We start from the raw sequence: 24,628 nt of genomic DNA on the forward strand, positions 1-24,628 counted from the left end.
TGCGACAGAGCTCTCGGGCGCACGCCCAGGGACCTCGCGGGCTCAGAAGCTGATGCCGTGCTCGCGCCGGTAGCTGCCGAGCAGCGCGTCTACCACCCGCGCGGTCCGGGCGGCGCTCTCTCCGGTGCTCGGCGAGGTCCCGCGGCCGCAGAGCTCATCCACCACTGTCTGGATCAGCGGCTGCTGCACGGTGGCAGGATACGGTGCGTCGATCTTCTCGGTACCGGCCGCGGTTCGTAGCCGCAGCGGCTCCTCGCCGAACGAGGAGAAGGTCAGCTGGCCGTCGGTGCCGATGATCTCCACCTCGTCCCGGAACTCACCCGCCGCATAGCACCACAGGCCGGTACCGACGACGGCGGAGCCCAGCTCGAAGGTCGCGCTCACCAGGTCTTCGGCCGGGTAGGCAGCGCTGGTGTTCTTGGCGAACCCGTGTACGCGGGCCACGGGGCCGAGCAGGTGGTCGATCAGGTCGAGTGTGTGCGAGCCGAGGTCGACGAAGTGGCCGCCGCCGGCCACCTCGGGGCGCACCCGCCACGGCATGTCCCCGCCCTCATCGATCGGCGCCGGCTGGAAGTTCTCGATCCGGAACGCGCGCACCGCACCGATCGCTCCGCCGTCGAGCAGGTCCTTGGCTTTGACGAAGCGTGGCATCGCCGGTAGTAGGCCACGAACAGCGGCAGCCCGCTGCGCCGCGAGGCGGAGAGCATCTCCTCGCACTCCGCGGCGGTGCGGGCCATCGGCTTCTCCACGTACACCGGCTTACCGGCCTCGAGCACGCGCACGGTGTACTCGGCATGCGAGTCCGGTGGAGTGGCGATGTAGACCGCGTCCACGTCCGGGTCGGCGATCAGCGCGTCGGCGTCGTCGTACCAGCGCGGCACACCGTGCCGGCGGGCGTAGTCGGCCGCCAGTTCGCCGTTGCGGCGCATCACCGCCACCAGCTCGGAACCCTCCGCCTGCTGGAACCCGGGACCGCTCTTGACCTCTGTCACATTGCCCACGCCGATGATCCCCCAGCGCACTGTCTCCATGTGGCCAGACTATCGCTGGACTGCCCCGACGCACTGATCGGCCCGGCTGCCGATCCGCTCCGACACGCGCCGGCCATTATAGTCAAGTAAGTGCTTGACTCTCTGGTGAGTCACCTCCATACTCAAGTACATGCTTGACCATTCGGACACCCTGGACCGCGCGTTCCACGCGCTCTCCGACCCGAGCCGGCGGCAGATGCTCGACCAGCTCGCTACCGGTCCGACCTCGGTCAGTGAGCTCGCCCGCCCGCTGGCGATGACTCTCGCCGCAGTGGTGCAACACGTCCAGGTGCTGGAGTCGAGCGGGCTGATCAGTTCGCACAAGGCCGGCCGGGTGCGGATCTGCACGATCGACGATGCAGCGCTGCGCGGATGCGAACAGTGGTTCATCGACCGCCGGGTGGTCTGGGAACGCCGGCTCGATCGCCTCGGCGCCGTGCTGGACGAGCAGGTCACCCCCGACGAGCAGGTATCGCCGCCACCACGCAGATCATCTCCGAGAAGATATGAAGGGTCTTGAGCTATGAGCCTCAGCCACGACAGCTGGACGATCGAACGCGACTACCCCCACCCTCCTGACCGGGTGTTCGCAGCGTGGGCGGATCCGAGCACCAAGGTGCGCTGGTTCGACCTGTCCGGGACCGCCGATCCGGACTACCACAGCGACTTCCGAGTCGGCGGCACCGAAAGCTTCCGCACACCCGTCGGGTCCCGCCCAGACTTCACCTATACCGCGCAGTACCGGGACATCGTGCCGGATGAACGGATCGTCACTACCTATGAGATGGCGATGGACGGGCAACGCACCTCGGTCTCGGTAGCGACGCTCGAGCTGTCCAGCACAGCAGCCGGCACCCACCTCGTCTACACCGAGCAAGGGGTCTACCTCGACGGACTCGACAACGCCCAAGACCGCAGCCTGGGTACGGCCAGTCAGCTCGATCGGCTCGGCGCAGTACTGGACGGGCAGTCATGACCGCGGCGGACGAGCTGCGCGCGCTGGTCGAGGAGCGGGTGCGGGCGGTCCGAGAGAAGGACGGCACCACCCTGATCGCGCGGCCCACTGAGGACGTCGTCACCTTCGACGTGCTCCCCCCGCTGAGCTCCCGCGGCAGCCACGCCACAGCGGGGCACCTTCAGCAGTGGTTCGACGGCTATCGCGGCCGGATCGACTACACCGTGCGCGATCTGCAGGTGCATGCCCAGAGCGACCTCGGCTTCTGCTCGTTCCTCTACCACGTGGGTGGAACACTCACGACGGGCGAGGCGGTGAACATGTGGGTTCGCGCCACTCTGTGCTGCCGCCGCATCGATGGCCGCTGGCGCATCGTGCACGACCACGAATCGGTGCCCTTCGATCCCGCCACCGGCCGGGCCCTGACCGGCCTCGAACCGCAGTAGTGGGCAGAACCTCCCCCATCGGGGAACCTCACCCTCGTGCGTACCGATACCGAGCCTCCTGGTTAGAGTGGTCGCGTGCTCCCGCCATCGCCGCACCCGGGGACCGGGTCCACGGACGCCATCACCCTGCCGCGCTCACTACTCGACGGGGTGGGCGCCACCGCTGCGGGCGCCGCGTGGATCGAACAGCTGCCCCAGCTGGTCCAGCGCGCCCAAGAACGCTGGCAGGTGCAGCTGGCCCAGCCATTCGGGGTCGGCACCGCTGCCTGGACCGCACCGGGCACGCTCCCGGACGGGACCCCGGTCGTGGTGAAGATCTCCTTCCCGCACGATGAGGCCCGGCACGAGGCGACTGCACTGCGTCTGTGGCACGGGTGGGCGGCCGTCGAGCTGCTCGACCATCACGGCGAGGACTGGGCACTGCTGCTGCGGCGGGCGCACCCGGGCACACCGATGCTGCACGACACCTCCCCAGCCGAACTTCGGGTGAGCCACGGGGTGGAGGTGCTGCGCAACCTGCACCAGGCGGAGACCACGGCAGCGCAGCTGCCGTACTTGACCACTGTCAGTGCCCGCTGGGCCATGATCGCCGGCGAGCGCGCCACCCGGTGGGCTCCGATGCTCACCGGGGGCGAGTATCTGGTCCGGACCGGGTTGGATCTGCTCCGCGCGTTCGGAACTCCAGGGGCCCGACCCGGGCCGGTCGTGCTGCTGCACGGCGACCTGAACCCCGGCAACCTACTCCTGGACGCGCCCACGCAGGACCCCGGCCATTGGCTCGCCATCGACCCGAAGCCCATGGTCGGCGATCCGGCCTACGATCTGTGGCCACTGCTGGCGCAGGTGGACCAACCCTTCGCCGCACCGGACCCGCAGGCACTGCTGCGGCACCGGGTTCAGCTGGCCGCGACAGCACTCGGCATCCCGCCGTTGCGGATCACCGAGTGGGCACTGGCCCGCACGATCGAGTCGCTCCTGTGGCAGCTGGAGACCTTCACCGATCCCGCCCGGCGGGAAGCCGCCCGTGCTGCCGACCTGCGCCAGGCCGAGGTCTGGTACCGGCTCTCCTACGGCTGAGCCGGACCGTTCGGGCTCCTTGACGCGGTGACCCGGCCCACCCACCTCCTCGGGCCCACTGAGGGGCGCTGCCGGGGGCCTGGTCCGGTCACGCGATACACCCGATCAGCAGATAGACACGCGTCTGCGCACGCGTGAGGTCCCACCCTGGGGCAGACTGGCGGCGTGAAGATGACCACCCGGCGGCGGACCACGGCACGCGGGGCCCAGATGCCGAAGCTGACCCGTTCCCCGGCTCGTGGTGCCCGCCTGCACGCCCATCGCCTGCCCGAGCGGCACCTGCGCGCCGAAGATGCCGGCGACGGTGTTCCCCGCTGGATGGTCAAGGCCGGCGGCTGGTCCTGGCGACTGCTCCTGGTGATCGCCGTCGTCTCGTTGTTCGTGTGGGCCACCGCCCGGATCCAACTCGTGTTCACCGCGGTCTTCCTGGCGCTGGTGTTCAGCTCGGTGCTTCGCCCGTTCGTGAACCTGATGGACCGGGTGATGCCCCGGCCGTTGGCCACCGCGCTGTCCATCCTCAGCGGCTTCCTGGTGGTCAGCGGGCTGATCACCTACGTGGTGGCCTCGGTGACAGGTCAGTGGAGCACGCTCTCGGACCGGTTCTCCGACGGTCTGAATGACCTGTTCGATCTGGCCCAGCACCTGCCGTTCGGCATCTCGATCACCACCACACAGCTCTCGGAGTGGGCCGATACGGCACTGGGGTGGGTCCAGCAGAATCAGGGCGAACTGCTGAACCGGGCGGCGGAAGGGGCCGGTTCGGTGTTCGAGACGTTCGCGATCCTGGCGCTGGCGATCTTCTGCACGGTGTTCTTCCTGGCGCGCGGGAACGAGATGTGGCGCTGGTTCATCAACCAGCTGCCGGCCCGGCTGCGGGAGAAGTGGATGATCGCCGGTGGGGTGAGCTGGTACACCTTCTCCGGCTACGCCCGGGGCACCGTGATCATCGCCTTCGTGGACGGTGTGCTGGCGTTCATCGTGCTGATGGTCGCGGGAGTCCCGCTGGCGGCGCCGCTGGCGGTGCTGGTGTTCATCGGTGCGTTCATCCCGCTGGTGGGCGCACCGGCCGCGATGATCATCGCGATGATCGTGGCGCTGGCGGTCAACGGTCCGCTGAACGCGGTGATCGTCGGCATCTTCATCGCCTTGATCGGTCAGTTCGAGGGGCACGTGCTGCAGCCGATGGTGATGGGCAAGCAGGTTTCCCTGCATCCAGTGGTAGTCGCTCTCGCGGTCACCTCCGGCACTCTGGTGGCCGGAATCCTCGGCGCGATCATCGTGATCCCGATCGTCGCGGTGATCTGGTCGGTCTACGCGCGGCTGCGCACTGTGGACCCGCCGATGAAAGCGGATGAGGTGGTCACCACTCCATGAGGGTGGCGAGTGCTGTCTCTGCCCGGGGCGAGGTGCTGCTCCGGCGGCGCGAGGATGCGCTGGAGCTGCGGGTGAACGGCGTGTTCGTGATGGATACGGCCGAAACCTCCACGGAGCGAGCCTTGGCGCGGGCGGGGCTGACCGGCTGTGCCCGTCCGGACCAGGTGCTCCTGGGCGGCCTCGGGCTGGGCTTCACCGCGGCGGAGGTGCTCGCCGATCCGCGGGTACAGCTCCTGGAAGTGGTGGAGATCGAGCCGGCGGTGATCGACTGGCTCGCCGACGGCACTGTCCCGCACGGTCCGGCGCTGCTGACCGATCCTCGCCTGCAGGTGGTCCCCGGCGACATTGCCGCGCATCTGCAGGCCCGGCCTCAGGAGTCGACGGACCTGGTGCTGCTGGACGTGGACAACGGCCCGGGCTTCCTGGTGTACCCCCGCAACGCCGGGCTGTACGGCCAGGCGATGTTGGCCGAGGCGGCCAGGGTGCTGCGTCCCGGCGGCGCTGTAGTGATCTGGTCGGCGGCCCGGGCACCGGAGCTCGCCGAGGTGCTGGCGACCGTGTTCGCCGAGGTGTCGGAGTCGGCCCTGCCCGTGCGGCTGCAGGGCAGGGATGAGCAGTACTGGTTGTATACGGGCCGGGTCAGCGGAAGTCACGGGACCGGCTCGCCACCCTCAGGCTGAGCTCGCTCACCTGATCGGCCATCAGGTTGGTGACGCCGTCAGCGTGCTCCACTGTGCCCCGTACCACCAGGGCCGCGCTGCCGCGCACCACCTTCCGGTACCGCTGCCACAGCCCGGCCGAGCAGATCACGTTCAAGATTCCGGTCTCGTCCTCCAGGGACAGGAAGGTCACCCCGGCGGCGGTCGCTGGCCGTTGCCGGTGGGTGACCACCCCGGCCACCCGCACCCGCCTGCCGGACCCGGCACCGGGCACTTCGGCGACCCGTAGTACTCCCCCGGCGTCCAGGTCGCCGCGGCGGAACTGGGTGGGGAAGGAGTCGGTGGACACTCCCGTGGCCCAGACGTCCGCCACGGCAGTGGACACCTGGTCCATTCCCGGCAGGTCCGGTACGTCGGTGCCCACGGCGGTCAGCGGTAGCGGCTCCTGGATCCACTCACCCCGCACAGTGCCGCTCTCGGCGGCCAGTGCCCCGGCCAGCCACAACCCTTCCCGGCGCTCATGACCGAGGTCCGCAAGCGCTCCGGCAGTGGCCAACGCTTCCAGCTGAGCAGCGGACAGCCGCACTCGGCGGGCCAGATCGGCCAGATCGGCCAACGGCGCCTCCGCCCGGGCCTGCACGATCCGCTCCGCGGTCTTCTCCCCGATACCCCGGACCGGGGCGAGGCCCAGACGGACCGAGAGTGCGCCGTCGTCGGCCCGTTCCACACTGGCCTGTACCTGCGAGGCGACCACGCCGGCCCGCTGGACCACCACCCCCCGGCGGCGAGCATCGGCCACCAACGACTGCGGGGAGTAGAACCCCATCGGCTGAGCGGCGAGCAGCCCGGCATAGAACGCCTCGGGGTGGTGCACCTTGAGCCAGGCGCTGGCATAGACCAGATAGGCGAAGGAGAAGGCGTGCGACTCCGGGAAGCCGAAGTCGGAGAACGCCTTGAGCTTGTCGAAGATCTGCTCGGCCACCTCCTCGCTCACCCCGTTGCCGGCCATTCCGTCCAGCAGCCGCTGGTGCAGCGCCTCCATCCGCTCCACCGACCGTTTCGACCCCATCGCCCGGCGCAGCTGATCGGCCTCGGCGGCGGAGAAGGAGGCGACGTCGATGGCGATCTGCATCAGCTGCTCCTGGAACAGCGGCACGCCGAGAGTCTTGGCCAGCGCCGGTTCGAGCAGCGGATGCAGATAGGTCACCGGTGCCCGGCCTCGGCGGCGGTCGATGTAGGGATGCACGGCGTCCCCCTGAATCGGCCCGGGGCGGATCAGCGCGACCTCCACGACGATGTCGTAGAAGGTGCGCGGGCGCAGCCGCGGCAGCGTGGCCATCTGCGCGCGGGACTCCACCTGGAACACCCCCACCGTGTCCGCCGCGCAGAGCAGGTCATAGACCAGCGGGTCCTCCTGCGGCAGGGAGTGCAGCCCGAGGGTGATCCCTTCGACGGACTCGATGGACTCGAATGCCAGCCGCAGCGCGGTGAGCATGCCCAGACCGAGCAGGTCGAACTTCACCAGCCCGGCATCGGCACAGTCGTCCTTGTCCCACTGCAATACGGTCCGCCCGGGCATGGTGGCCCACTCCACCGGGCAGACGTCGATCACCGGCCGGTCGCAGAGCACCATCCCGCCGGAGTGGATGCCCAGGTGGCGGGGCAGGCGGAGCATCTGTTCCGCGATCTCGCTCACCTGTTCCGGCGCACCGGTGTCCTCCCCTTCCAGGCTGCCCCAGCGTTCCACGCTCTTGGACCAGGCATCCTGCTGGCCGGTGTCGTAACCGAAGGCGCGGGCGGCATCCCGGATCGCCGACCTCGGCCGGTAGGAGATCACGTTCGCCACCTGGGCGGCGTGGGAGCGCCCGTACCGGGTGTACACGTGCTGGATCACCTCCTCCCGGCGGCCGGACTCGATGTCCAGGTCGATGTCCGGTGGTCCGGACCGGCCCGGGGAGAGGAACCGCTCGAAGAGCATCTGGTGCTGCACCGCGTCCACTGCGGTGATGCCGAGCGCGAAGCAGACTGCGGAGTTCGCTGCTGAGCCCCGCCCCTGGCAGAGGATGCCCTGCCGGCGGCAGAACTCGACGATCTCGTGCACGATCAGGAAATAGCCGGGGAAGTCCAGGGCGGTGATCACCTCCAGCTCGTGGGCGATCGTGGCGTAGGCGTCGGCCAGACGAGCCGCCTCCGGTGGGCCGTAGCGCTCCCAGGCGCCGCGCATCGTCAGCTCACGCAGCCAGCTGGCCTCGGTGTGCCCGGCGGGCACCGGGTAGGGCGGCAGGTTCGGCGCCACCAGGTGCAGGTCGAAGGCGCACTCGGCCGCCAGTGCGGCGCTGGTGGCCACCGCCTGGGGGTGACGGTGGTGGCGGGCAAGCATCTCTGCCGGGCTGCGCAGGTGTGCTACCCGCGGGGGCAGCCAACCGGCCATCTCCTCCAGAGTGGAACGGGACCGGACGGCGGCGAGGACATCGGCGAGCTGCTGCTCGGCCGGGGTGGCACAGTGCACAGCGCCGGTGGCCACCAGCGGCAGGCGGGCCGTCCCGGCCAGATCGGCGAGCGCATCGGCGCGCACCGAGTCCAGCGGGGCGCCGCCGTCGGTGGTCTCCACTGCGACGTTCTCCGCGCCGAACAGGTCGGTGAGCCGGTCCAGCTCACGCCGGGCAGTGGGCAGGTCGAACTCGCCCGGGTGAGGTTCCAGCGCTCGGCGCACGCTGCCCTTGCGGCAGCCGGTGAGCACCAGCCAGTTTCCAGCGGCCAGATCGGCCAGCTCGTCCAGCTGGTAGTGGGCCTCCCCCTTACGGCCGCTGGCCAGGTGCGCCCGGGCGATGGCGCGGGACAGTCGCCGGTAGCCTTCTGGGCCGCGGGCCAGCACCAGCAGGTGGGTGCCGTCGGGGTCGGGCATCCCGGTGGGTCTGGTGGCACTGTCCAGGGTCAGCTCGGCGCCGTAGACCGTGGGGATCGCAGCGGCTGCCGCGGCCTCGCAGAACCGGACGACACCGTAGAGACCGTCGTGGTCGGTGATCGCGACAGCGGACAGCCCGAGACGCACTGCCTCGAGGACGAGCTCTTCGGGCTGGCTGGCGCCGTCCAGGAAGCTGAACGCCGAGTGGGCGTGCAGTTCGGCGTATGCGGTCATCGCACGCTCCTCACTCCCACCGATTGATCGAACATGCGTTCCATCGTAGCTCTCGGATCCGACACTCGCCAACCGCCGCGCACCGTCTCGGGTGAGCAGCAAGCACGCTCCGGCCCGTGGCGGCTATGCTGGGTCCAGCGTCGCGTGCCGGTGACAACCGACTGTCAGGCATGGAGGCGCCGGATACGAAGGAGGACGACATGTTCATGTCACCCCCTTCGCCCTCACGTGACTGAGGGCGAGAAGACCAGGCTGATTGCCTGGAGCCACGAGATGCGCACCGTGCACGAACGGCTGCGCGAGGCGCTGCGCCTCACCCGCGCCGCGCTGGACGAAGGAACTGACGCGGAGCCGGCCACCCGGGATCTGCTGCTGTTCTGCCATGGGTTCTGCACGGCGCTCGATGGCCACCACCAGGCGGAGGACCGGCACCTGTTTCCGGCCATCGCCGAGCAGTATCCCCACCTGCGGGACACGCTGCGCTACCTCACCCAGGACCACTCGATGATCGCGCACCTGATCAGCGGCCTGAACGAGAGCGTGGCCCGTGCTGCCTCCCCCGACGAGCTCAACCGACATCTCGAGGGGATCGCCGCGATCATGGAGTCCCACTTCCGGTACGAGGAGCGCCAACTGCTCCAGGTGTTGGAGACCCTTGCGCTGGAGGCGAGCGTCGAGGAGGCGCTGGGGCCACTATGAACCGGTCACCCACCTTGCAGAACCGGTCACCACCCCGCTGGAGCCGGTCGCCCAGGCGGTGTGCGCCGGCTCAGCGGGTTCACCGTCCGTTGACGTCCAGCTCGAGCGCGTTGAACAGTCCCGTCAGGTAGCCGAGGGCATGGGCACGTCCTCGGCTGCAGAAGGCGGCCGTGGACGTGTCCGCCCAGGTGTCGGCGTCGCCGAGCATCGCCGGCACATGGTCATCGATCAAGAATCCGTCGAAGCCGCGCTGCACCAGTCGGCGGACCACGGCCGCCGGGTTGTAGTTTCCCTCACCGAGAAAGCTCTCCGCGAACCGGGGCACCGTGCCCTGCACGTCCCGGAAGTGCACATAGGCGATCCGCCCTCTCGGGCCGAAGTAGTCGATCACCGTGTTCACACTGCGCTCGCCGTCCATCTCGGAGACGGACCCGAGGCACAGGTTCAGCGCCCACGCGGGACTGTCCTCGGCGATCTGGTGAGCCTTCATCAGACCTTCCGGGCTGGACATGATCCGGGCGAACCCACCGAGCGGCACGTCGATCGGCGGGTCGTCCGGGTGCAGGGCAAGCCGCACGCCGGCACCTTCTGCCACAGGCAGCACCGCACGCAGGAAGTACTCGTAGTTCTGCCACATCTGCTCGGCGTCGACGAGCGCCTGCTCGGCAGCGTCCGCGGGGGTGAGTTTGTACCCGGCCAGCTTGTTGCCCTCACCGATTCGGTCGATATCGAACGCGGTCACCAGGGCTCCGCCGCGTCCGCGGGCCCGCAGGTCCGTGCGCCACACGTAGCCGGGGATGAAGTGATGGCCCAACGTCGAGATCCCGGCGTCCGCCATGTTCTGGATGGTGCGGCAGTAGTTCTCCAGTTGTTCATCCCGCCCCGGCTCTCCGCGCAACACCTTGTCCCAGTGCAGGTACGGCACGTTCTCGATCGCTTCGAGCCGCAGACCCGCGTCCTCGCAGCGCTGCCGCAGCGCGGAGAGTTCGTCCAGGCGCCAGTAGCCTACCGAGTCGTCAAGATTGGTCGGTGTGTGCAGGTGCACACTTTCCAGTCCGAGCTGCTGGGCGAAGGTGATCACGTCCTCGTCCAGTGCCTCAATGTGCCCGAGCGCCAACCGGATGGTCATCGATCTACTCCTCTGCTCACGGTGCGGTTCATTCCGGCAGCACCACCGGTACGGAAGCCAACAGACCGCCGTCGACCCGGTGCTCGGCACCGGTGATGAAGGACGCCCCATCCCCCGCGAGGAAGGCGACCAGCTCGGCAACCTCGGCAGGCTGGCCCACCCGGCCAAGCGGATGTCCCCCGCCCCAGCCGGCGATCACCTCATCGGCACTGTGGTCGCCCTTGTGCAGGTCCGCCGACCAGCGCAGCATCGGCGTGTCCACGGACCCGGGGCAGACCACGTTCACGCGGATGTTGTCCGAAGCGTGGTCGATCGCCATCGCCTTGGTCAGGGCGACGATGCCGCCCTTGGAAGCGGCATAGGCAGCGACGCCGTGCTGGGCGACGTAGGCCTGCACCGAGGAGACGTTCACGATCGACCCGCCCCCGCGGGCACGCAGGTGCGCGACGGCGAACCGGGAGAGCAGGTAGATGGACTTGAGGTTGACCTCCAGCACAGCGTCCCAGACGTCCTCGGGAGTGTCCTCCACGGTCCCGTAGCGCTGAATTCCGGCCGAGTTGACGACGATGTCCAGGCCGCCGTACTCCGCTACCGTGTCGGCAACGAACCGCTCTGCCTGGTGGGCGTCCGTCAGGTCGATGTGCAGGCCCCGCACCTGAAGCCCGCGCTCGCGTAGTTCCTCCGCGGTGGCGCGGACCTGATCCGCGTCGATCCCGCAGAATCCGACCGCCGCACCGCGGCTCGCGAGATGCTCGACCACTGCTCGGCCGATACCGGACGCACCACCGGCCACCAGGGCCACCTTGCCGTCGAACTGTGCCATGAGAACCATCCTCGGTCGTACCTCCAGGGCGAACACTGATGCTAGCGGCTGGCCTCGCTGAGACGTCTGACCCCGGGCTGCCGTGCCCTGAACTGCTGGCGCGAGCCCACTCCCGCGGCACAGATGGGGCGCTGTCGCGATCACGCGTCGTGACGAATCCGCCGTCTCCTGGAGCGAACCACCAGCACGACGGCGGAGGTCAGGTTTTCGTTGAAATCTTGCGGTTCGTATGGGATGTCAGTGGTCCGTGCTTGACTGATTTCATGGTCGCACAGCCGCTCCCCCTCACCCCGGGTCACCGCCTGGGAGAGGGCAGTGTGCTGTCAGACCTGCGAGCGATCGACGCGGGGATCGACCGCTCGTTGTTGACCAGGGCCGAGGTGCTCATCGAGTGGGTGGAAGAGAACGAGGTTCCTGCCGAGCCAGACCGTTGGGGAGCAGCGTTGGACGTCGGTCCCGAGGCTCGCAGCAGCACCCACGGCGACGGCAGCGGCGACGGCAGCGGCAGCGGCAGCGAAGCCTCGGAGCCAAACTGTGATGAGCTGGGGCCGCGGCGCCTGCGCCGCGACCTGGACGGTCTCCTGGTCTCGCGACCGGTGGCGATCGCCGGTGAGGGTGCGCCGATGGTCTCCGACCTGGCGTTGGTGGACCTTGCGGCCACGCTGCGCCGCGGTGTGGTCTCGGCGACCCGGCTGGTCGGTGGGGTCTGCGAGCTCGCCTACCGTCTGCCCCTCATCTGGTCTCGGTGCCGTGGCGAAGGGGTGGCGTTGTGGCGAGCACTGCGGGTGGCGGAGAAGACCACACTCCTCCCCTGGGCTGCCGCTGCGGAGCTCGATGCCGAACTCGTCAGCGTGCTCGGGTCCTGCTCCTGGGCGCAGGTAGACCGCTGCGTGCAGGCAGCCCTGGCCCGGCACACTCCCGAGCCCGAGGAAGCGGCGGAGTCCACGCCTGACGACGATGACGACAGGTCCGACGATGACGACGAGGCCAGCGACACCGGTACGGACCCCGCCGCCGCGGACGACCCGCGTGATGTACAGGTCCACCTGGGCGACGCCGGCACCGACCCAAGGATGCTGGGTGCCGGCGGTATCGGGCTGACCGGAATCGACGGGCTCCTCGACGACGCTGATGCGCTCGATGTCGAGCATGCGATCCGGGATCTGGCTGAGCAGCTGGCGCGGGCGGGGTCGACGGAATCGTTGGGGGTGCGGCGGGCGAAGGCGTTGGGGATGCTCGCCCGCGGTGAGGTGGCGCTACCGGTCGGCGACCCGCCCAGCGCCACCAGCACCGAGGGCACCGGCCAGACCGAGCAGCCCGGCCAGACCGAGCAGCCCGGCCAGGGTGCGGCGTTTGGCCTACCCGCGGCCCCCGGAACGCCTACCGGCCCGGGCGGTACCGGCCCGGGCGGTACGGGCCCGATCGGTACTGTGCCGGTTGCGCCGGGTTCGCGTCGGCAGGTGCTGCTGGTGCTGCACCTGAGCGAGAACGCGATCGGTGGCCTGGAGCGGGTGGGACGGTGTGAGAACACCCTCGCCCCAGTCAGTGTGGACCAGATCAAGGCCTGGTGCGCCGGAGCCAAGGTCAAGGTCCAGCCCGTCCTGGATATCGCCGACCACCACCCCGTAGGCACCTACGAGATCCCCGACCGGATCCGAGCCCAAGTCTCCTACCGCGACACCGAGTGCATCTTCCCGCACTGCCACACCCCGGTACGCTCCTGCGACCTGGACCACGTCACCCCCTACCCCCAGGGTCCGACCTGCGCCTGCAACCTCGCGCCGTTATGCCGCCGCCATCACCGGGTCAAGACCGCCCGCCGCTGGGCCTACGTGATGGTCCACCCCGGCAGCTACTACTGGCACGCCCCGTCAGGAGCCACCTACCTCGTCGATGCCCACGGCACCCACCTCCTCCCCGACCTCACCGAAGAAGGCGCCGCCAACCGCTACCGACACCGCTGCCCCAGCGAACTCGCCGGGCAACGACCTACTAGTACGGGTGTGCCGCGAGGCACAGTGAACCTGCGGACAAAGCCGCCACCGGAACCTGATCCGCCCCCGTTCTGACCCACTCCGGCAACGGGCTACCGTGGACAGGTGCCCCACACCTCCCCCACGCCCTTACCCGGCGGCGCGCTGTTCGACCTGGACGGCACGCTGATCGACAGCGAGCCGCAGTGGCAGATTGCCCAGACTCGACTCGCCGAGAATGCCGGAGTCACCTGGATGGAAGCGGACTTCCGCGCCACGATCGGTCAACCGATGCCCCGGTGGGCGAGCATTCTTTCCGACCGCGGAGTCCCGGGCACCATCGAGGAGATCATCGGCGACGCCGTGGAGTTCGTCACCGAACAGATCCGCACCCGGATGCCCTGGCTGCCCGGCGCCCGAGAGCTGCTCACCAGCGTTGCCGCAGCTGGCGTGCCGTGTGCTCTGGTCACCAATAACGCTGCCGCGAGCGCCACGCTGGTGGCTGAAGCCGCCGGGGTCTTCGGGGCCGTGGTCTCCTCCGCGGACGTGACCGACCCCAAACCACATCCGGAGCCCTATCTGAGGGCTGCGGACCAGCTCGGTGTGGACCCCAGGCGAAGCATCGCCTTCGAGGACTCGACTGCCGGCGCCACCAGCGCTCACCGGGCCGGGATGCCGGTGTGGTTCCTCGCCGGCCACACATCCGACCCGCAAGTCCCGGTGGCCCGCAGGCTCACCTCACTGACCGAGGTGAGCGTCGACGATGTGCTCGCCGCTCTGCTCGAGGATCGGTCCGGGACGGCGACGGCGGTTCCTGGCGATCGCTAAGCGGCTGGACCGCTGCGTGGTCGTGGGTCGGGACCACGGTGACCGTCTGGCTGGCCAGATGCAGGCGGTGCAGCATCCGGAAGGTCGCTTCTCGGTCGTGATCGACGAAGTTGCCAGGAAAGCTGGCCTTCTGCCGAATCTTCTCGATCTGCAGACTGTGCCAGGCGGCGTCCCCCGCCAACAGCACGCGACCGCTACGCGTCTGGGCGAGGATGCCGATGCTTCCCGGCGTGTGTCCGGCGAGGTCCACCAGCACCACGGTGCCGTCACCGAACAGATCGTGGCTCGCGGTGAAGGTCAGCACCGGCGGCCCATCGAGATCGAACTCGACGATGGAGCGGTCTCGCAACGCATCGCGCACCCCACCGGCTGGTGCGACCGGACCAGAGTTGATCCACTGGTGCTCGATTCGGTGCAGGTACACAGGTAACCCCGGCAGGTCCAGCACACCGCAGACGTGATCCCAGTGCGCGTGAGTAGGTAGAGCGAAGTCGAGAGCGCCCGCGCCCGCCTGGTGCAAGGCCGTCAGTGTCGGCACCGGGCGTGGGCGCGGGCGCACCACCATCTGCAACACCCTCGGAAGCTCAGCGATCGCTCGTTCTTCGACATCGAGGCAGACACCGGGGTCGACGATGAATCGAGCCTGCGGATGCTCGATCACGAATGCGGTCAGGGCGCTACCGACCCGGCGCGGCATGAACGTCCCCTCCACCGCCGCCGCCGTGGGGATCGCCCGCGACACCTGGGCAAGAGCACGCACCGACACCGTGCCATCGGCCTCGGGTAGCCCGGCATCGGCGATCGATGCCAGGAGCCTGCGATCCGGCCTACGCGGCAGGATGGCGCCACGCAGCATCCCGGCTGCCGCACTCCCACATTCGAGCACGCTCAGTTGCTTCACCGGATCTGGCATGACAGCACCTTCGTTCTGTGATCGTCCATGCAGTGATGGCCGCGACCGGCCTGCAGATCACCGCCTGCCGTGGCACGGTAAAACTTCAGGTGGACCTGAAGTAAAGGTGCAAGCATGGACGGTATGAAGATCGGCGACGCCGCGGTGACCATCGGTGTGGACGCCCATGTGCTCAGGCACTGGGAGTCGGTGGGGCTTCTGCGTCCGCCACGCAGCGGGTCCGGTCATCGCTGCTACGACGCGCAGAGCCTGGACCAGGCGCGCCTGGTCCGCACGCTTCGGCGAGCCGGGCTGTCACTACGTCGGATTGGTGAGCTGAGGCAGTCTGGCCGCAATGCTCGATTGGCGCTGATCGAGGAGGAGCGCTCGGAGCTGCAGCGTCGCATCGAACTGCTCACAGCTACCGATCGCTTTCTGGCACACACCCTCGAGTGCGAACACCCGATCATCGCCGATTGTCCGCAGTGTTCTGGTTTCACTACCGCGGAGAGCACGCGGCTGAGAACCAAGGCCTGGCCGAGGACCGCGTGATCCGCACTCCGGCAAGCCGGTTCCGCATCGCTACGGTGCGGTCATGAGGCTTCCGCGCTCGATCGCCCGAGCCCCGATCGCCTTGTACCGGATCGGTCTGGGCGGACTGCTCGGCCATCGGTTCGTGCTCCTCGAACACCGTGGCCGGCGCAGTGGTCGGATCCGCCAGGTGGTGCTGGAAACCCTCGGCATCGATACGAACGTGATCCATGTGGTCTCTGGGTACGGCTGGTCGGCACAGTGGCTGCGGAACCTCAGCGCGGACTCACGGGTGCGGGTGACCTGCGGTTGGTCGCGGCCGCGTGGGGCGCGGGCACAGATCCTCGGACCGGTCGACGCGGTGGCGGTGCTGGAGGACTACCGGCAGCGTCATCGGCTCGCCGCCCGTGCGCTCGCCCCTGCCCTCGGGCTCCCCCAGCTTGCCTCGGACGCGCCACTCCCGGTCGAGCTCGGTGAACGGCTACCCGTCGTGCGGCTCACGCTCCGCAGTGGCAGCCATGACCGCACGGCGCACCACGCCGATAGCCACCTACCCCGCCCGGATGGGGCGGCGGGGTAGGTGGCGCTCAGCGCGGCTACTAGCTCTTCATGTACAGGTGATACCCGTCGAAGGGCCAGTCGCCAACGGGGACGCACTGGTAGTCCTCGTAGTCCAAGTAGGGGTTATCCACCAAGTTCTGTCCGGCGTCCTGGCAGCCCGACTTGAAGAAGTACCAGTCCTCGTACTTCCAGGACGATGCGGTCTCTGAGTCGGAGGCCGTTGCCCCCGATTCGGAGTCCGCACTAGGTGCAGCAGTAGCCGCTGCAGCAGGCAGCATGAAGAGACCTGCAGTGATGGCAACGGCGGTGGTGATCCGACTCCAGGCCGCACCTCGGCGCTTGGTGCGCTGCGAACGTTCGAGTGCCCCGCGGCGCTCGTCGGCCCCGTGTCCGGTGGTCATCCTGTTCATGATGATGGTCATGCCAACTCCTTTGAACTCATGTCCGGTCGGTATCGACCGGCCGGTCCACGGTGGTCGCCGTATCTTGCACGGGCCTTACATGCGGTTCATTCGACGCAGCGCGTGCGAGTCTTCTCGTCGACGTGTCGACGGGGCTGTGCACAGTGATGGCGGTACCTATGGGAAGCGGCACCCATCCACACGTCAGACGAGGCAACGGGGTTGTCCCTGGATAGGTTGGACTCGTGGACCTGATATTCCTGCACGGCCCTGCCGCGTCCGGCAAACTCACCGTCGCGCGCGAGCTGTCGTTGCTGACCGGCCTGCCGGTGTTCCACAACCACCTCGTCGTCGACCTGCTTCTCGAGGTCTTCGAGTTCGGTTCACCCGAGTTCGTCCGCCTGCGCGAGCAGTTCTGGTTGGACACCTTCGGTGCCGCTGCGGGCACAGGGCGGTCGTTGATCTTCACGTTCGCACCGGAGGACACTGTGCCAGCAGGCTTCCCCGACCGAGTGGTCTCGCACGTCAGCGCTCGTGGAGGACGGGTACGTTTCGCGGAGTTGGTGCTGTCACCGGCCGAGCAGGAACGGCGAATTGAGAACGCCGACCGTCAGCAGTTCCGCAAGCTCGCAAGCGTGAGTACGCTGCGGCGTCTCCGCGCAGCAGCCACCTCCAGCACAGAGCGGCCTCCAACGGAGCTGACCATCGATACCGAGGCCACCACGCCGGTGGACGCGGCGCGCCTCTTGCGCGAGACCTTCGATATTGCCTCCGAGGGACGACCGCGAGGGTACAACGTCTCCTAGCGATAGTCGCGGTCGCTCAAATCGGACAAACACCGTCACACCGGGTTGTCCCCAGCAGGAGTCGTCGAGCGGCGCGATAGTCGTAGCCCGAGCTAGTCGTCGAGCGGCGCGATAGTCGTAGCCCGAGCTAGTCGTAGACCCCCTCGATCCACCAGCCGTCCCGGTCCTCGGCAAGCAGGAGCGCGTGGCCGGCTCCGGTCACCTGCAGGTAGTGCCGGTCTGCCTTCCCGGTCCACCATCGCTCGACCACCGGCCACGGCCCGGCCCACCCCGTCACCTCAAGTCGTCGGGAGGACGCGCCGGACGTTCCCGGCACGCCTGGCGCGCCCGGCGCACCTGGCACACCTGGCGCGCCCGGCGCACCTGGCACACCTGGCGCACCCCTCTCTCCGGGGAGAGGCGCCACATCCAGCACTGTGCTCGGCGTACCGCTCAGCCGGCCGCGCTCGTCTACCTGCACCGGCTCGCCATCGGCACCGAGAAGCTGCACCTGCACCGGGTCGGTCGGCACCCGCGCCGGCAACGGCCGCGGGATCTGCCCGGGCCAGGGGGCGTTCGGATCGCGCACCGGGCTCAGCTCGTCCCCCCAGGCCACCAGCCTGATCCGGTCCCGTGGGCTGCGCCCCCCTTCGGCCACTGGGGCGAGCACCCCGTCGGCACCGAGCAGCCCCTGGATCCGCAGTGCCGCACGGCCTGCCTGTCGCTCCCCGCGGCCACTGCGCCCCCAGAGTCCCTCCTGCACTGTGGCCGCCGGCATCACCTCCTCAGCGGTCAGCGCCAGATGGGTCAGCGGCGCACTGGGCGGGCGGCCGCTGCGACCGCTCAGCCAGCCATCGAGCTGCCAGCGCACCCGATCGGTGAGCTCAGAAGCACTCAGCGCCCCGTCGATGCGCCAGGCCCGGTCCAGCTCACCCCCTTCGGAGGTGCGGGCGAAGACGCGGAGCAGTCCGCACAGCACACCGCGACGCACCATCCGCTGGTGCAGCTCCTCGGCGAGCCGACGGGCCGCGAACGCCGCCACGTCCAGCCGGTTCGCCGGCGGGTCCAGATCGGCGGCACTGGTCAGGTCCGGCTCCGAGCGGACCGGGCGCGGCGGGTGCGCGTCCAACCCCCTGGCCAGCCGCTGAGCCAGCTCACCGAGCCCGCCGAAGCGGGCGTGCACCTGCCGGCTGGGAAGCTCCGCCAGCCCGCCGAGGGTAGGCAGCCCCAGCCGCCGCAGCACCCCGGTGAACTCGGTCATCTCGGCTCGCGACTGGCGGGTGCTGGTGACATGGATCAGCTCACGCACATCCCGTCCGGCAAGGAACGCCGCCGAGGTGCCAGGGGCCACCACCCTGTCCGCACGCGCGGCCAGCACAGCGGCGAGCAGCCCGTCGGCCACTCCCACCTGGGCCTCGGCACCGGCCTCTGCTGCGGCGCCGACGAATCGCTCGGCCACCTGCTCCTCACTGCCGAGGTACCGGGTCGGTCCGCGCGCACCGGTCAGCACCAGTCCCGGGCGCATCGGCGTCACGTGTGGGGCAACCTCCTCGATCGCCTGGACCACCGGCTCGAAAGCACGCACATCGCGCCCTTCGTCCACACCGACCAGCACCAGCTCCGGACAGATCGCCTGCGCACTACGCCGCCGCATCCCCCGGTGCACCCCCTGCGCCCGTGCCTGCGCGGATACGGCAGCCACCCCGCGTCCGTCATACAGTGCCACCGGCTGGTGCGCTCCGGCGAGCCCCTCGTTCATCGCAGCGACCACCGGCCAGTCCGGAACCCACAGCACCACCAGACGAGTGACCGCAGGCTGTGCTCCGGTCTCGACTGCCACGCTCGCAGTCATGCCACCACCTCCCTGTGCACCAGCTCCCCGCGCCGGACAGCGATCGAGGGCACCACCCGTGCCGGCCGTCCAGCAGGTGCCGTCCCTACTGCCGGCTCCGCCGCCGACACCGCCAGACCCACCGGCCCCAGCTGCACCCGGGCAGTCAGCGGCACGGGGTACCGGCGGTGCCGAGCGGACAGTTCCAGCTCACCGGTGCGCAACATGCCGTCCCCGCGACCGATCCCGCTCCAGGAGCGGGAGATCACCTGCAGCACCACGTCGGCGCCAGCCCATGCCTGGGTGGTGAGCAGCACCGCCCCCCGCACCCGCAACCGTGAGGCCAGCGAGCGCCGGTCCCGCTCCGCCAGACCGGCCCCCCGCCCCAGCACCACCACATCGAAACCGTCCGCCACAGTCGCCAGCACCACCGGCGCATCCGGCCCGGGCCGAGGTACTACCACCACTCGCGGCAGCGCCAGGCCGAGTCCGGCCGCTGCAGCCAGACCAGCGTCCGGCAGATCCACCAGAGCGCACCAGGACTCCTCTGCCATCGCGGCCGCCGCGAGCGCGAGCAGCACCGACATCCCCCCACTGACCTGCACGGTGCTCCCCCGCCGCAGCCCGCCCTCAGGGAACAGGCCGGACAACGCCGCCGGCACCGGGAGCAACAGCTCCGGGTCGACCGTCTGCATCGGCTCCGCCCGGTCCAACGCAGCACTCTCGCCCGCAGCCGTGGGATACAGGTCGACTGCAGGACGCGCGGCCGCCGTCGCACCCCTGATCCGAGTGCGCACGCCGGTGCTCGCCTCCGCCTGGGTCAAGGCTCGCCGGGCGGCCTCCCAGCGCGTCGCCGTCGCCATGTCTCCTCCTTTCAGCGAACCGATGTTCGATCTGAGACCACGGTACGAAGGGCCACCGACATTCTCACCATCACTAGAACATCAGTTCTATTAGTGAACGACGGCGAACCCTCCCTGTCAACTCCGCTCACCCGCCGTAGGGTGGGGATGCACGCCCACACTCGAGAAGGAGAAGTCATCCATGGATCTCCAGCGTCCGCTGCCCCCACATCCCCTTGAGGCTCTCCCCCAGGCGCCGACGATGTCGCTGACCAGCACCGACATCACCGATGGTGCTCGGCTGGATCCGCGGCACGCGGCCGCAGGTGAGAACATCTCCCCGCAGCTGAGCTGGTCCGGTGCCCCGGAGAACACCCAGGGCTACCTACTCTCCTGTTTCGATCCCGATGCCCCCACCCCTTCGGGGTACTGGCACTGGACCGTGGTGGACCTGGACTCCGCGATCACCTCGCTGGAGCAGGGCGAGGGGCAGAGCGACCTCACCCTTCCGGGAGCGGGCTTCCACCTGAGGTCCGACGGCGGAGAGTTCGGTTACGAGGGAGCGGCACCTCCCGCTGGGGATCGGGAGCACCGGTACGTGTTCACCATCCACGCCCTGGACGTGCCCACCCTCGAGCTGGAGCCCGAACACACCCCCACCAAGGCGCACTTCATGGGCTTGTTCCACACGCTGGCTCGCGGTGTGATCACCGTGACCTACCAGCTGTGATGCGGTACGGCACCCTCACCTGGCAGCCCGTTCTGGACCACCTCGAACTGGTCGCCGACCCGGTGCGCACCGCCCTGGAGACGTGGGCACAGAACGAAACCGACGCCGTCAAGCAGGTTCTGGTGGCTGAGATCGACCCCGAGCTGGCCGAGACGGCGGCGATGACCGAGACCTACCAGCTACCGCTGGTGGACTCGGCGAACTGCGTACTGGTGGCGGGCAAACGGGGCGGCGAAGAACGACTGGCGGCCGCCGTCGTCCGCGCCACCACCCGAGCGGACGTGAACTCGAGGATCAAGCGACTCCTGGACGTGCGCAAAGCCTCGTTCCTGCCGATGGACCGGGCGGTGGCGGATACCGCGATGGCCTACGGCGGGATCACCCCGATCGGACTACCGGAGCACTACCGTCTGCTACTGGATGCGGCCACCACCACCGGGCCGGCGATCATCGGCAGCGGGATCCGGGGGTCGAAGATCCTGCTGCCCGGTGAGATCCTGGCCCGCCTGCCCGGTGCCGAGGTGATCGAGGACCTGGCGATCGAGGCCTGACCAGCCCGAGGCTCAGCTGAGCCAGCGGTCGCGGTTCTCGGCAACGAACTCCTCGTCCAGCAGATCGCCGAACCGCTGCCGCACGCCGGCGATCAGCTCGGTCTGCCCCGGGGAGAGCCGTTCGGACTCGGACAGGCAGCGCGCCGAGCTGAGCAGCCCCTGCTGGCGCAGCACCTCGTTCACCCCGGGCACGCAGCCGGCGAAGTCGTGCGCGACGTCGAACACGGCAGCGTTGACCTCCACCATGTCGCTGCCGGAGGCGAGCAGGTCCATCCCCACCGTCTGCGCAGCCGCGGCCTGCTCGGCGCTGGCCACCATCGCCACTGCGGCTCGGGTACCGACCGCCCACTGCCCGAGCAGGCCGCCGCGGGCGCGGATCTCCCGGTCGCCGGACCTGGTGGGGGTGACCAGATCGGCCACGATCGCGTCGTCGTTGCCGGTGAGCAGTGCCACCTCGTCCCAGCGGTCGTGCTCGAGCAGCACCTGCACCACATCGCCGGTGCGGTACCGGTCGAACGGCGCCGTCTTGACCGCCACCACCGAGTCCAGATCGAACAGAGCGCGCCAGTAGGCGCGGCTCAGGTGCTGGCCACCCACGCTCTCCTGCAGGTAGAAGCCGATCGTCGGGATCACCTCACCGACCGCCCGGGCGCGTTCGAGCAGGGCATCCTCGCTGCGGTCGGACATCGCCCACGGGCTGAGCAGCGCGGCGTGATAGCCCAGCTCCCGGGCGGCCTCGGCCTCGGCGACGGCCTGAGCGGTGTCGCCCACCAGGCCCGCCACCAGCACCGGGTCGGTACCGGCGTGGCTGCGCTGCTCGGCGGCCAGCGCCCAGACGGCAGCCAGCTGACCCTGGTCGTCGTGCAGCTCGAACTGGGTGGTGTGCACGCCGACGGCCAGGCCGTGCGCACCGGCGTCCAGGTAGTACCGGGTGAGCGCGCGCTGGGCCTGCTCGTCGAAGCGCCCCTGGGCGTCCAGCGCCAGCGGATGCGCCGGGATGACCACCGGCCCGGCCAGCTGCGCGTGCACGTCAGATGTACTCATCAGAACTTCCCCTCTCGCTGCTGAAACTTCGTCGCCTTGCCGAGCTGCCGGCCGCCGTCAGCGACCCAGCGGCCCACCCAACGGACCAGGGACCGCAGCTGCACCGTGGGGTAGCCGAACAGCTCATGGCAGGCACCGGCGTCGGAGAGCAGGGCATCGGGCGCCTCGGCTCCGGTGAACGTGGGTTCGACACCCATCTCCTCGCCAAGCAGAGTGGCGATCCGGCGCACCGAGACGGTCTCTGGCCCGGTGGCGTTCAGCACGGTCGGGGGTACGCCGGCCGTACCGATCGAGCGCAGCGCCCAGGAGTTGATGTCCCCCTGCCAGGCCACGTTCACCGCCGGCATGGTCACGTCCACCGCATCCCCGGCCGCCATCGTCGCGGCGATGTCGGCAATGACGCCGTAGCGCAGCTCGCAGGCATAGTTCAGCCGGTAGATGGTGGTGGGGGTGTCCCAGCGGTGGGCGGCGTTGGTGAACAGTCGCTCCCGAGCCAGGGCGGACTGGGCGTACTCCCCCACCGGTGCCGGCGTATCGGTCTCAACCGACCCGCCACCGACCACCGGGGTGAGCGGGTAGACGTTGCCGGTGGAGTAGACCATCGTTGGCACACCGCGATAGCGGTCGGCCACCAGCACCGGGATGGCGGCATTCGACCACCAGGTCTGGTGCTCTGCGGCCGAGGTGCCGAACTTCATCGCCGCCAGATAGAACACCGCCGCGGCATCGGGCAGATCCGGGTAGGACTCGCTGATCGCGAGGTCGGCCCGGTGGACGTGCACACCGGCCTCCTCCAGCCGCTGGGCACCGGCCGGGTCGGAGAACCGGGACACGGCGATCACCCGGGCGGCCGAGCCCACCGAGTCCAGCGCGCGGCGGGCCATCGTGGCCATGCTCGGACCGATCTTCCCGCCCGCGCCGAGCAGCACGATGTCACCACCCAGGGCGGCCAGCGCCTCGCCGACGCCGTCTCCCGGACGGGACAGCAGCTCCTCCAGGGTGGTCTCGTCAGTAGGCATCTCGATCGGCTTCACAGCAAGTTCCTCAGATAGTTGATGGCGAGCAGGATCAGGAAGAGCACTCCGGCGATCGCGAGCACGAACTGTGCCGTCGGCAGCTTCAGTGCCCCGCGCTCTGGCACACGGCCGAGCCAGACGAGCAGGACGCCGATCGCCGGGACCACGAAGATGGTCACCGCCTGGGCGGTGATGATCAGCTGGACCGGCAGTCCGCCGAAGATGGTGGCCACCACGCCACCGAGGACGATGACGGCGGTGATGCATAGCTTCACCTTGCGGGAGGACAGCCCGCCCTCCTCGATGTTCAGTGCGCCAGCGAGCATGCCGCCACCGATCGTGGAGTTGCCGATCAGGGAGGAGAACGCGGCTGCCCAGAGACCGAGCGCGAACAGGGTCGAGGCCCAGCCGCCGATCGCCGGTTCCAGGATGGCGGCCATATCTGCCGGGGACTGCACGCTCGCCCCGCGCGGGTTCAGCACCGCGGCGGCGGCCACCATGATGACGAAGGACAGGCCGCCCAGGATCAGCGTTCCGGTGACCGCATCCTTGCGCGCGGTCCGGTAGTCGGCCGCCGTCCAGCCCTTCTCCCGCACCAGCTGGATCTGGTAGAGCGCACCGACCACGGAGAAGGTGGTGGCGGCCGCGCCGACCACGAGGGCTGCTGAGCCCGAGGGGAAGCTCGGCACGAGCCCAGCGACAACCTGGCCGAAGTCCGGTCGAGCCACCACCATGGTGAGCACGAAGATGACCACTAGCGCGAGGATGATCACCACCATCACCCGCTCGAGCTGACGATAGAACGAGGGCAGCCAGACGAAGCCGAGCGCCACGAGGGTGAACAGGATCGCGAACAGTGTCGAGTCCCCGCCGAACAGCACCGACATCGCCGCACCGGTGCCCGCCGAGTTCCCGGCCTGGAAGCTGGCGGTCACCGCGAAGGCACCCAGACCCACCAGCACCCCGGCCACCCGGGTGAAGCGCTTGGAGATCGTCCCGATCGGTCCGGAATCGGTGCTCAGCCCGATCCGCACGCACAGGTCGACGAAGCAGAGCATCAGGACCGTAGCGATCACCGGCACCCAGACCAGGTCGTAGGCAAAGTCCGCACCCATCGAGCTGGCAGTGGTGATACTCCCTGGTCCGAACACGAGCGCGGCAGTGATGAACGCCGGCCCGAGCTTGGCAAACCCGCGCCGCGGTGGCGCCGATGAAGACGTCGATGTCATGAGAAAGCCTTTTCTTAGGGAGATTTCTGACGACCGTAGGAGATGAGCCAGGTGCGCGTCAAGTGGTCGGCGGGTGCGGCTC

25 protein-coding genes and 1 pseudogene are annotated in these 24,628 nt (G+C 69.2%); 14 read left to right on the plus strand and 12 right to left on the minus strand.

Translation table 11 applies throughout. The features are described from left to right. Positions 1–42: 42 nt before the first annotated feature. Together FU260_RS23840 and FU260_RS24620 are read right to left on the minus strand one after the other, a co-directional pair. Positions 43–651, minus strand: a complete 609-nt coding sequence (locus FU260_RS23840; protein ID WP_210418090.1) for a Gfo/Idh/MocA family protein — start codon at positions 649–651, stop codon at positions 43–45. A gap of 20 nt (positions 652–671) precedes the next feature. Further along, positions 672–1,031, minus strand: a pseudogene (locus FU260_RS24620) (Gfo/Idh/MocA family protein); the annotation flags it as partial. A 130-nt stretch (positions 1,032–1,161) separates the two neighbouring features. Between FU260_RS24620 and FU260_RS14185 the strand changes: the two are divergent. The 6 genes from FU260_RS14185 (at position 1,162) to FU260_RS14210 (ending at position 5,563) form a co-directional block, all read left to right on the plus strand. After that, positions 1,162–1,551 (plus strand): ArsR/SmtB family transcription factor, encoded by a 390-nt coding sequence (locus FU260_RS14185; protein ID WP_147917655.1) that lies wholly within the window; start codon positions 1,162–1,164, stop codon positions 1,549–1,551. A gap of 3 nt (positions 1,552–1,554) precedes the next feature. Continuing rightward, a complete protein-coding gene (locus tag FU260_RS14190; RefSeq protein ID WP_147917656.1) occupies positions 1,555–2,007 on the plus strand; it encodes an SRPBCC family protein in 453 nt (150 codons plus the stop codon). Further along, a complete protein-coding gene (locus FU260_RS14195; RefSeq protein ID WP_147917657.1) occupies positions 2,004–2,432 on the plus strand; it encodes a YybH family protein in 429 nt (142 codons plus the stop codon). The genes FU260_RS14190 and FU260_RS14195 overlap by 4 nt, the downstream gene beginning before the upstream one ends. Before the next feature lie 75 nt (positions 2,433–2,507). After that, the gene (locus FU260_RS14200) at positions 2,508–3,509 is read left to right on the plus strand and encodes an aminoglycoside phosphotransferase family protein (RefSeq protein WP_147917658.1); all 1,002 of its coding nucleotides are present in this window, start codon (positions 2,508–2,510) and stop codon (positions 3,507–3,509) included. A gap of 171 nt (positions 3,510–3,680) precedes the next feature. After that, a complete protein-coding gene (locus FU260_RS14205; protein WP_328593035.1) occupies positions 3,681–4,883 on the plus strand; it encodes an AI-2E family transporter in 1,203 nt (400 codons plus the stop codon). Beyond that, positions 4,880–5,563 carry a spermidine synthase gene (locus FU260_RS14210; protein WP_147917659.1) on the plus strand — a complete coding sequence of 228 codons (684 nt, stop codon included), beginning with the start codon at positions 4,880–4,882 and terminating at the stop codon, positions 5,561–5,563. Before FU260_RS14205 ends, FU260_RS14210 begins: the two co-directional genes overlap by 4 nt. Here FU260_RS14210 and FU260_RS14215 read toward each other — a convergent pair. After that, positions 5,523–8,681 carry an error-prone DNA polymerase gene (locus tag FU260_RS14215; protein WP_147917660.1) on the minus strand — a complete coding sequence of 1,053 codons (3,159 nt, stop codon included), beginning with the start codon at positions 8,679–8,681 and terminating at the stop codon, positions 5,523–5,525. The genes FU260_RS14210 and FU260_RS14215 overlap by 41 nt on opposite strands. A gap of 273 nt (positions 8,682–8,954) precedes the next feature. Here FU260_RS14215 and FU260_RS14220 point away from each other — a divergent pair, with 273 nt between their 5' ends. After that, on the plus strand, positions 8,955–9,380 hold the full coding sequence (locus FU260_RS14220) for a hemerythrin domain-containing protein (RefSeq protein ID WP_244951239.1): 426 nt from the start codon (positions 8,955–8,957) through the stop codon (positions 9,378–9,380). A 79-nt stretch (positions 9,381–9,459) separates the two neighbouring features. Here the strand turns inward: FU260_RS14220 and FU260_RS14225 are convergent, their stop codons facing one another. Together FU260_RS14225 and FU260_RS14230 are read right to left on the minus strand one after the other, a co-directional pair. Then, the gene (locus FU260_RS14225; protein WP_147917662.1) at positions 9,460–10,509 is read right to left on the minus strand and encodes a mannonate dehydratase; all 1,050 of its coding nucleotides are present in this window, start codon (positions 10,507–10,509) and stop codon (positions 9,460–9,462) included. A 28-nt stretch (positions 10,510–10,537) separates the two neighbouring features. Further along, positions 10,538–11,332 carry an SDR family NAD(P)-dependent oxidoreductase gene (locus FU260_RS14230; RefSeq protein ID WP_147917663.1) on the minus strand — a complete coding sequence of 265 codons (795 nt, stop codon included), beginning with the start codon at positions 11,330–11,332 and terminating at the stop codon, positions 10,538–10,540. 263 nt (positions 11,333–11,595) lie between these two features. Between FU260_RS14230 and FU260_RS14235 the strand changes: the two genes are divergently transcribed. Further along, the gene (locus tag FU260_RS14235) at positions 11,596–13,401 is read left to right on the plus strand and encodes an HNH endonuclease signature motif containing protein (RefSeq protein ID WP_147917664.1); all 1,806 of its coding nucleotides are present in this window, start codon (positions 11,596–11,598) and stop codon (positions 13,399–13,401) included. Positions 13,402–13,431: 30 nt separating this feature from the next. After that, positions 13,432–14,133 carry an HAD family hydrolase gene (locus FU260_RS14240; protein WP_147917665.1) on the plus strand — a complete coding sequence of 234 codons (702 nt, stop codon included), beginning with the start codon at positions 13,432–13,434 and terminating at the stop codon, positions 14,131–14,133. Here FU260_RS14240 and FU260_RS14245 read toward each other — a convergent pair. Beyond that, positions 14,039–15,046, minus strand: a complete 1,008-nt coding sequence (locus tag FU260_RS14245; RefSeq protein WP_147917666.1) for an MBL fold metallo-hydrolase — start codon at positions 15,044–15,046, stop codon at positions 14,039–14,041. The two genes, FU260_RS14240 and FU260_RS14245, sit on opposite strands and share 95 nt — an antisense overlap. Before the next feature lie 114 nt (positions 15,047–15,160). Here FU260_RS14245 and FU260_RS14250 point away from each other — a divergent pair, with 114 nt between their 5' ends. Further along, a complete protein-coding gene (locus FU260_RS14250) occupies positions 15,161–15,577 on the plus strand; it encodes a MerR family transcriptional regulator (protein ID WP_147917667.1) in 417 nt (138 codons plus the stop codon). Between the two features lie 43 nt (positions 15,578–15,620). Continuing rightward, a complete protein-coding gene (locus tag FU260_RS14255) occupies positions 15,621–16,136 on the plus strand; it encodes a nitroreductase family deazaflavin-dependent oxidoreductase (protein WP_147917668.1) in 516 nt (171 codons plus the stop codon). A gap of 19 nt (positions 16,137–16,155) precedes the next feature. Here the strand turns inward: FU260_RS14255 and FU260_RS14260 are convergent, their stop codons facing one another. Then, positions 16,156–16,539, minus strand: coding sequence for a hypothetical protein (locus FU260_RS14260; RefSeq protein ID WP_147917669.1), 384 nt, complete (start codon positions 16,537–16,539; stop codon positions 16,156–16,158). A 224-nt stretch (positions 16,540–16,763) separates the two neighbouring features. Between FU260_RS14260 and FU260_RS14265 the strand changes: the two genes are divergently transcribed. Beyond that, a complete protein-coding gene (locus FU260_RS14265; protein ID WP_147917670.1) occupies positions 16,764–17,324 on the plus strand; it encodes a P-loop nucleotide/nucleoside kinase family protein in 561 nt (186 codons plus the stop codon). A gap of 127 nt (positions 17,325–17,451) precedes the next feature. Here the strand turns inward: FU260_RS14265 and FU260_RS14270 are convergent, their stop codons facing one another. Further along, positions 17,452–19,155 (minus strand): Y-family DNA polymerase, encoded by a 1,704-nt coding sequence (locus FU260_RS14270; RefSeq protein WP_147917671.1) that lies wholly within the window; start codon positions 19,153–19,155, stop codon positions 17,452–17,454. Beyond that, complete coding sequence (locus tag FU260_RS14275) at positions 19,152–19,997, minus strand: hypothetical protein (protein ID WP_147917672.1); 846 nt, start codon at positions 19,995–19,997, stop codon at positions 19,152–19,154. Before FU260_RS14275 ends, FU260_RS14270 begins: the two co-directional genes overlap by 4 nt. A gap of 181 nt (positions 19,998–20,178) precedes the next feature. Here FU260_RS14275 and FU260_RS14280 point away from each other — a divergent pair, with 181 nt between their 5' ends. Both FU260_RS14280 and FU260_RS14285 read left to right on the plus strand, forming a co-directional pair. Then, entirely contained in the window at positions 20,179–20,706 is a 528-nt protein-coding gene (locus tag FU260_RS14280; RefSeq protein ID WP_147917673.1) for a YbhB/YbcL family Raf kinase inhibitor-like protein, read from the plus strand. Continuing rightward, positions 20,706–21,257 carry a YbaK/EbsC family protein gene (locus FU260_RS14285; protein ID WP_147917674.1) on the plus strand — a complete coding sequence of 184 codons (552 nt, stop codon included), beginning with the start codon at positions 20,706–20,708 and terminating at the stop codon, positions 21,255–21,257. The genes FU260_RS14280 and FU260_RS14285 overlap by 1 nt, the downstream gene beginning before the upstream one ends. Before the next feature lie 12 nt (positions 21,258–21,269). Here FU260_RS14285 and FU260_RS14290 read toward each other — a convergent pair whose 3' ends face one another. Genes FU260_RS14290 through FU260_RS14300 form a run of 3 tightly spaced genes read right to left on the minus strand, consistent with a single transcriptional unit; the run spans position 21,270 to position 24,546 of the window. Next, complete coding sequence (locus FU260_RS14290; RefSeq protein ID WP_147917675.1) at positions 21,270–22,301, minus strand: dihydrodipicolinate synthase family protein; 1,032 nt, start codon at positions 22,299–22,301, stop codon at positions 21,270–21,272. Then, on the minus strand, positions 22,301–23,335 hold the full coding sequence (locus FU260_RS14295) for an NAD-dependent epimerase/dehydratase family protein (protein ID WP_235912491.1): 1,035 nt from the start codon (positions 23,333–23,335) through the stop codon (positions 22,301–22,303). Before FU260_RS14295 ends, FU260_RS14290 begins: the two co-directional genes overlap by 1 nt. After that, positions 23,332–24,546 (minus strand): Nramp family divalent metal transporter, encoded by a 1,215-nt coding sequence (locus FU260_RS14300; RefSeq protein WP_168211778.1) that lies wholly within the window; start codon positions 24,544–24,546, stop codon positions 23,332–23,334. The genes FU260_RS14295 and FU260_RS14300 overlap by 4 nt, the downstream gene beginning before the upstream one ends. Positions 24,547–24,628 lie beyond the last annotated feature (82 nt).

This window comes from Ruania zhangjianzhongii (assembly GCF_008000995.1).
Lineage (GTDB): Bacteria > Actinomycetota > Actinomycetes > Actinomycetales > Beutenbergiaceae > Ruania > Ruania zhangjianzhongii.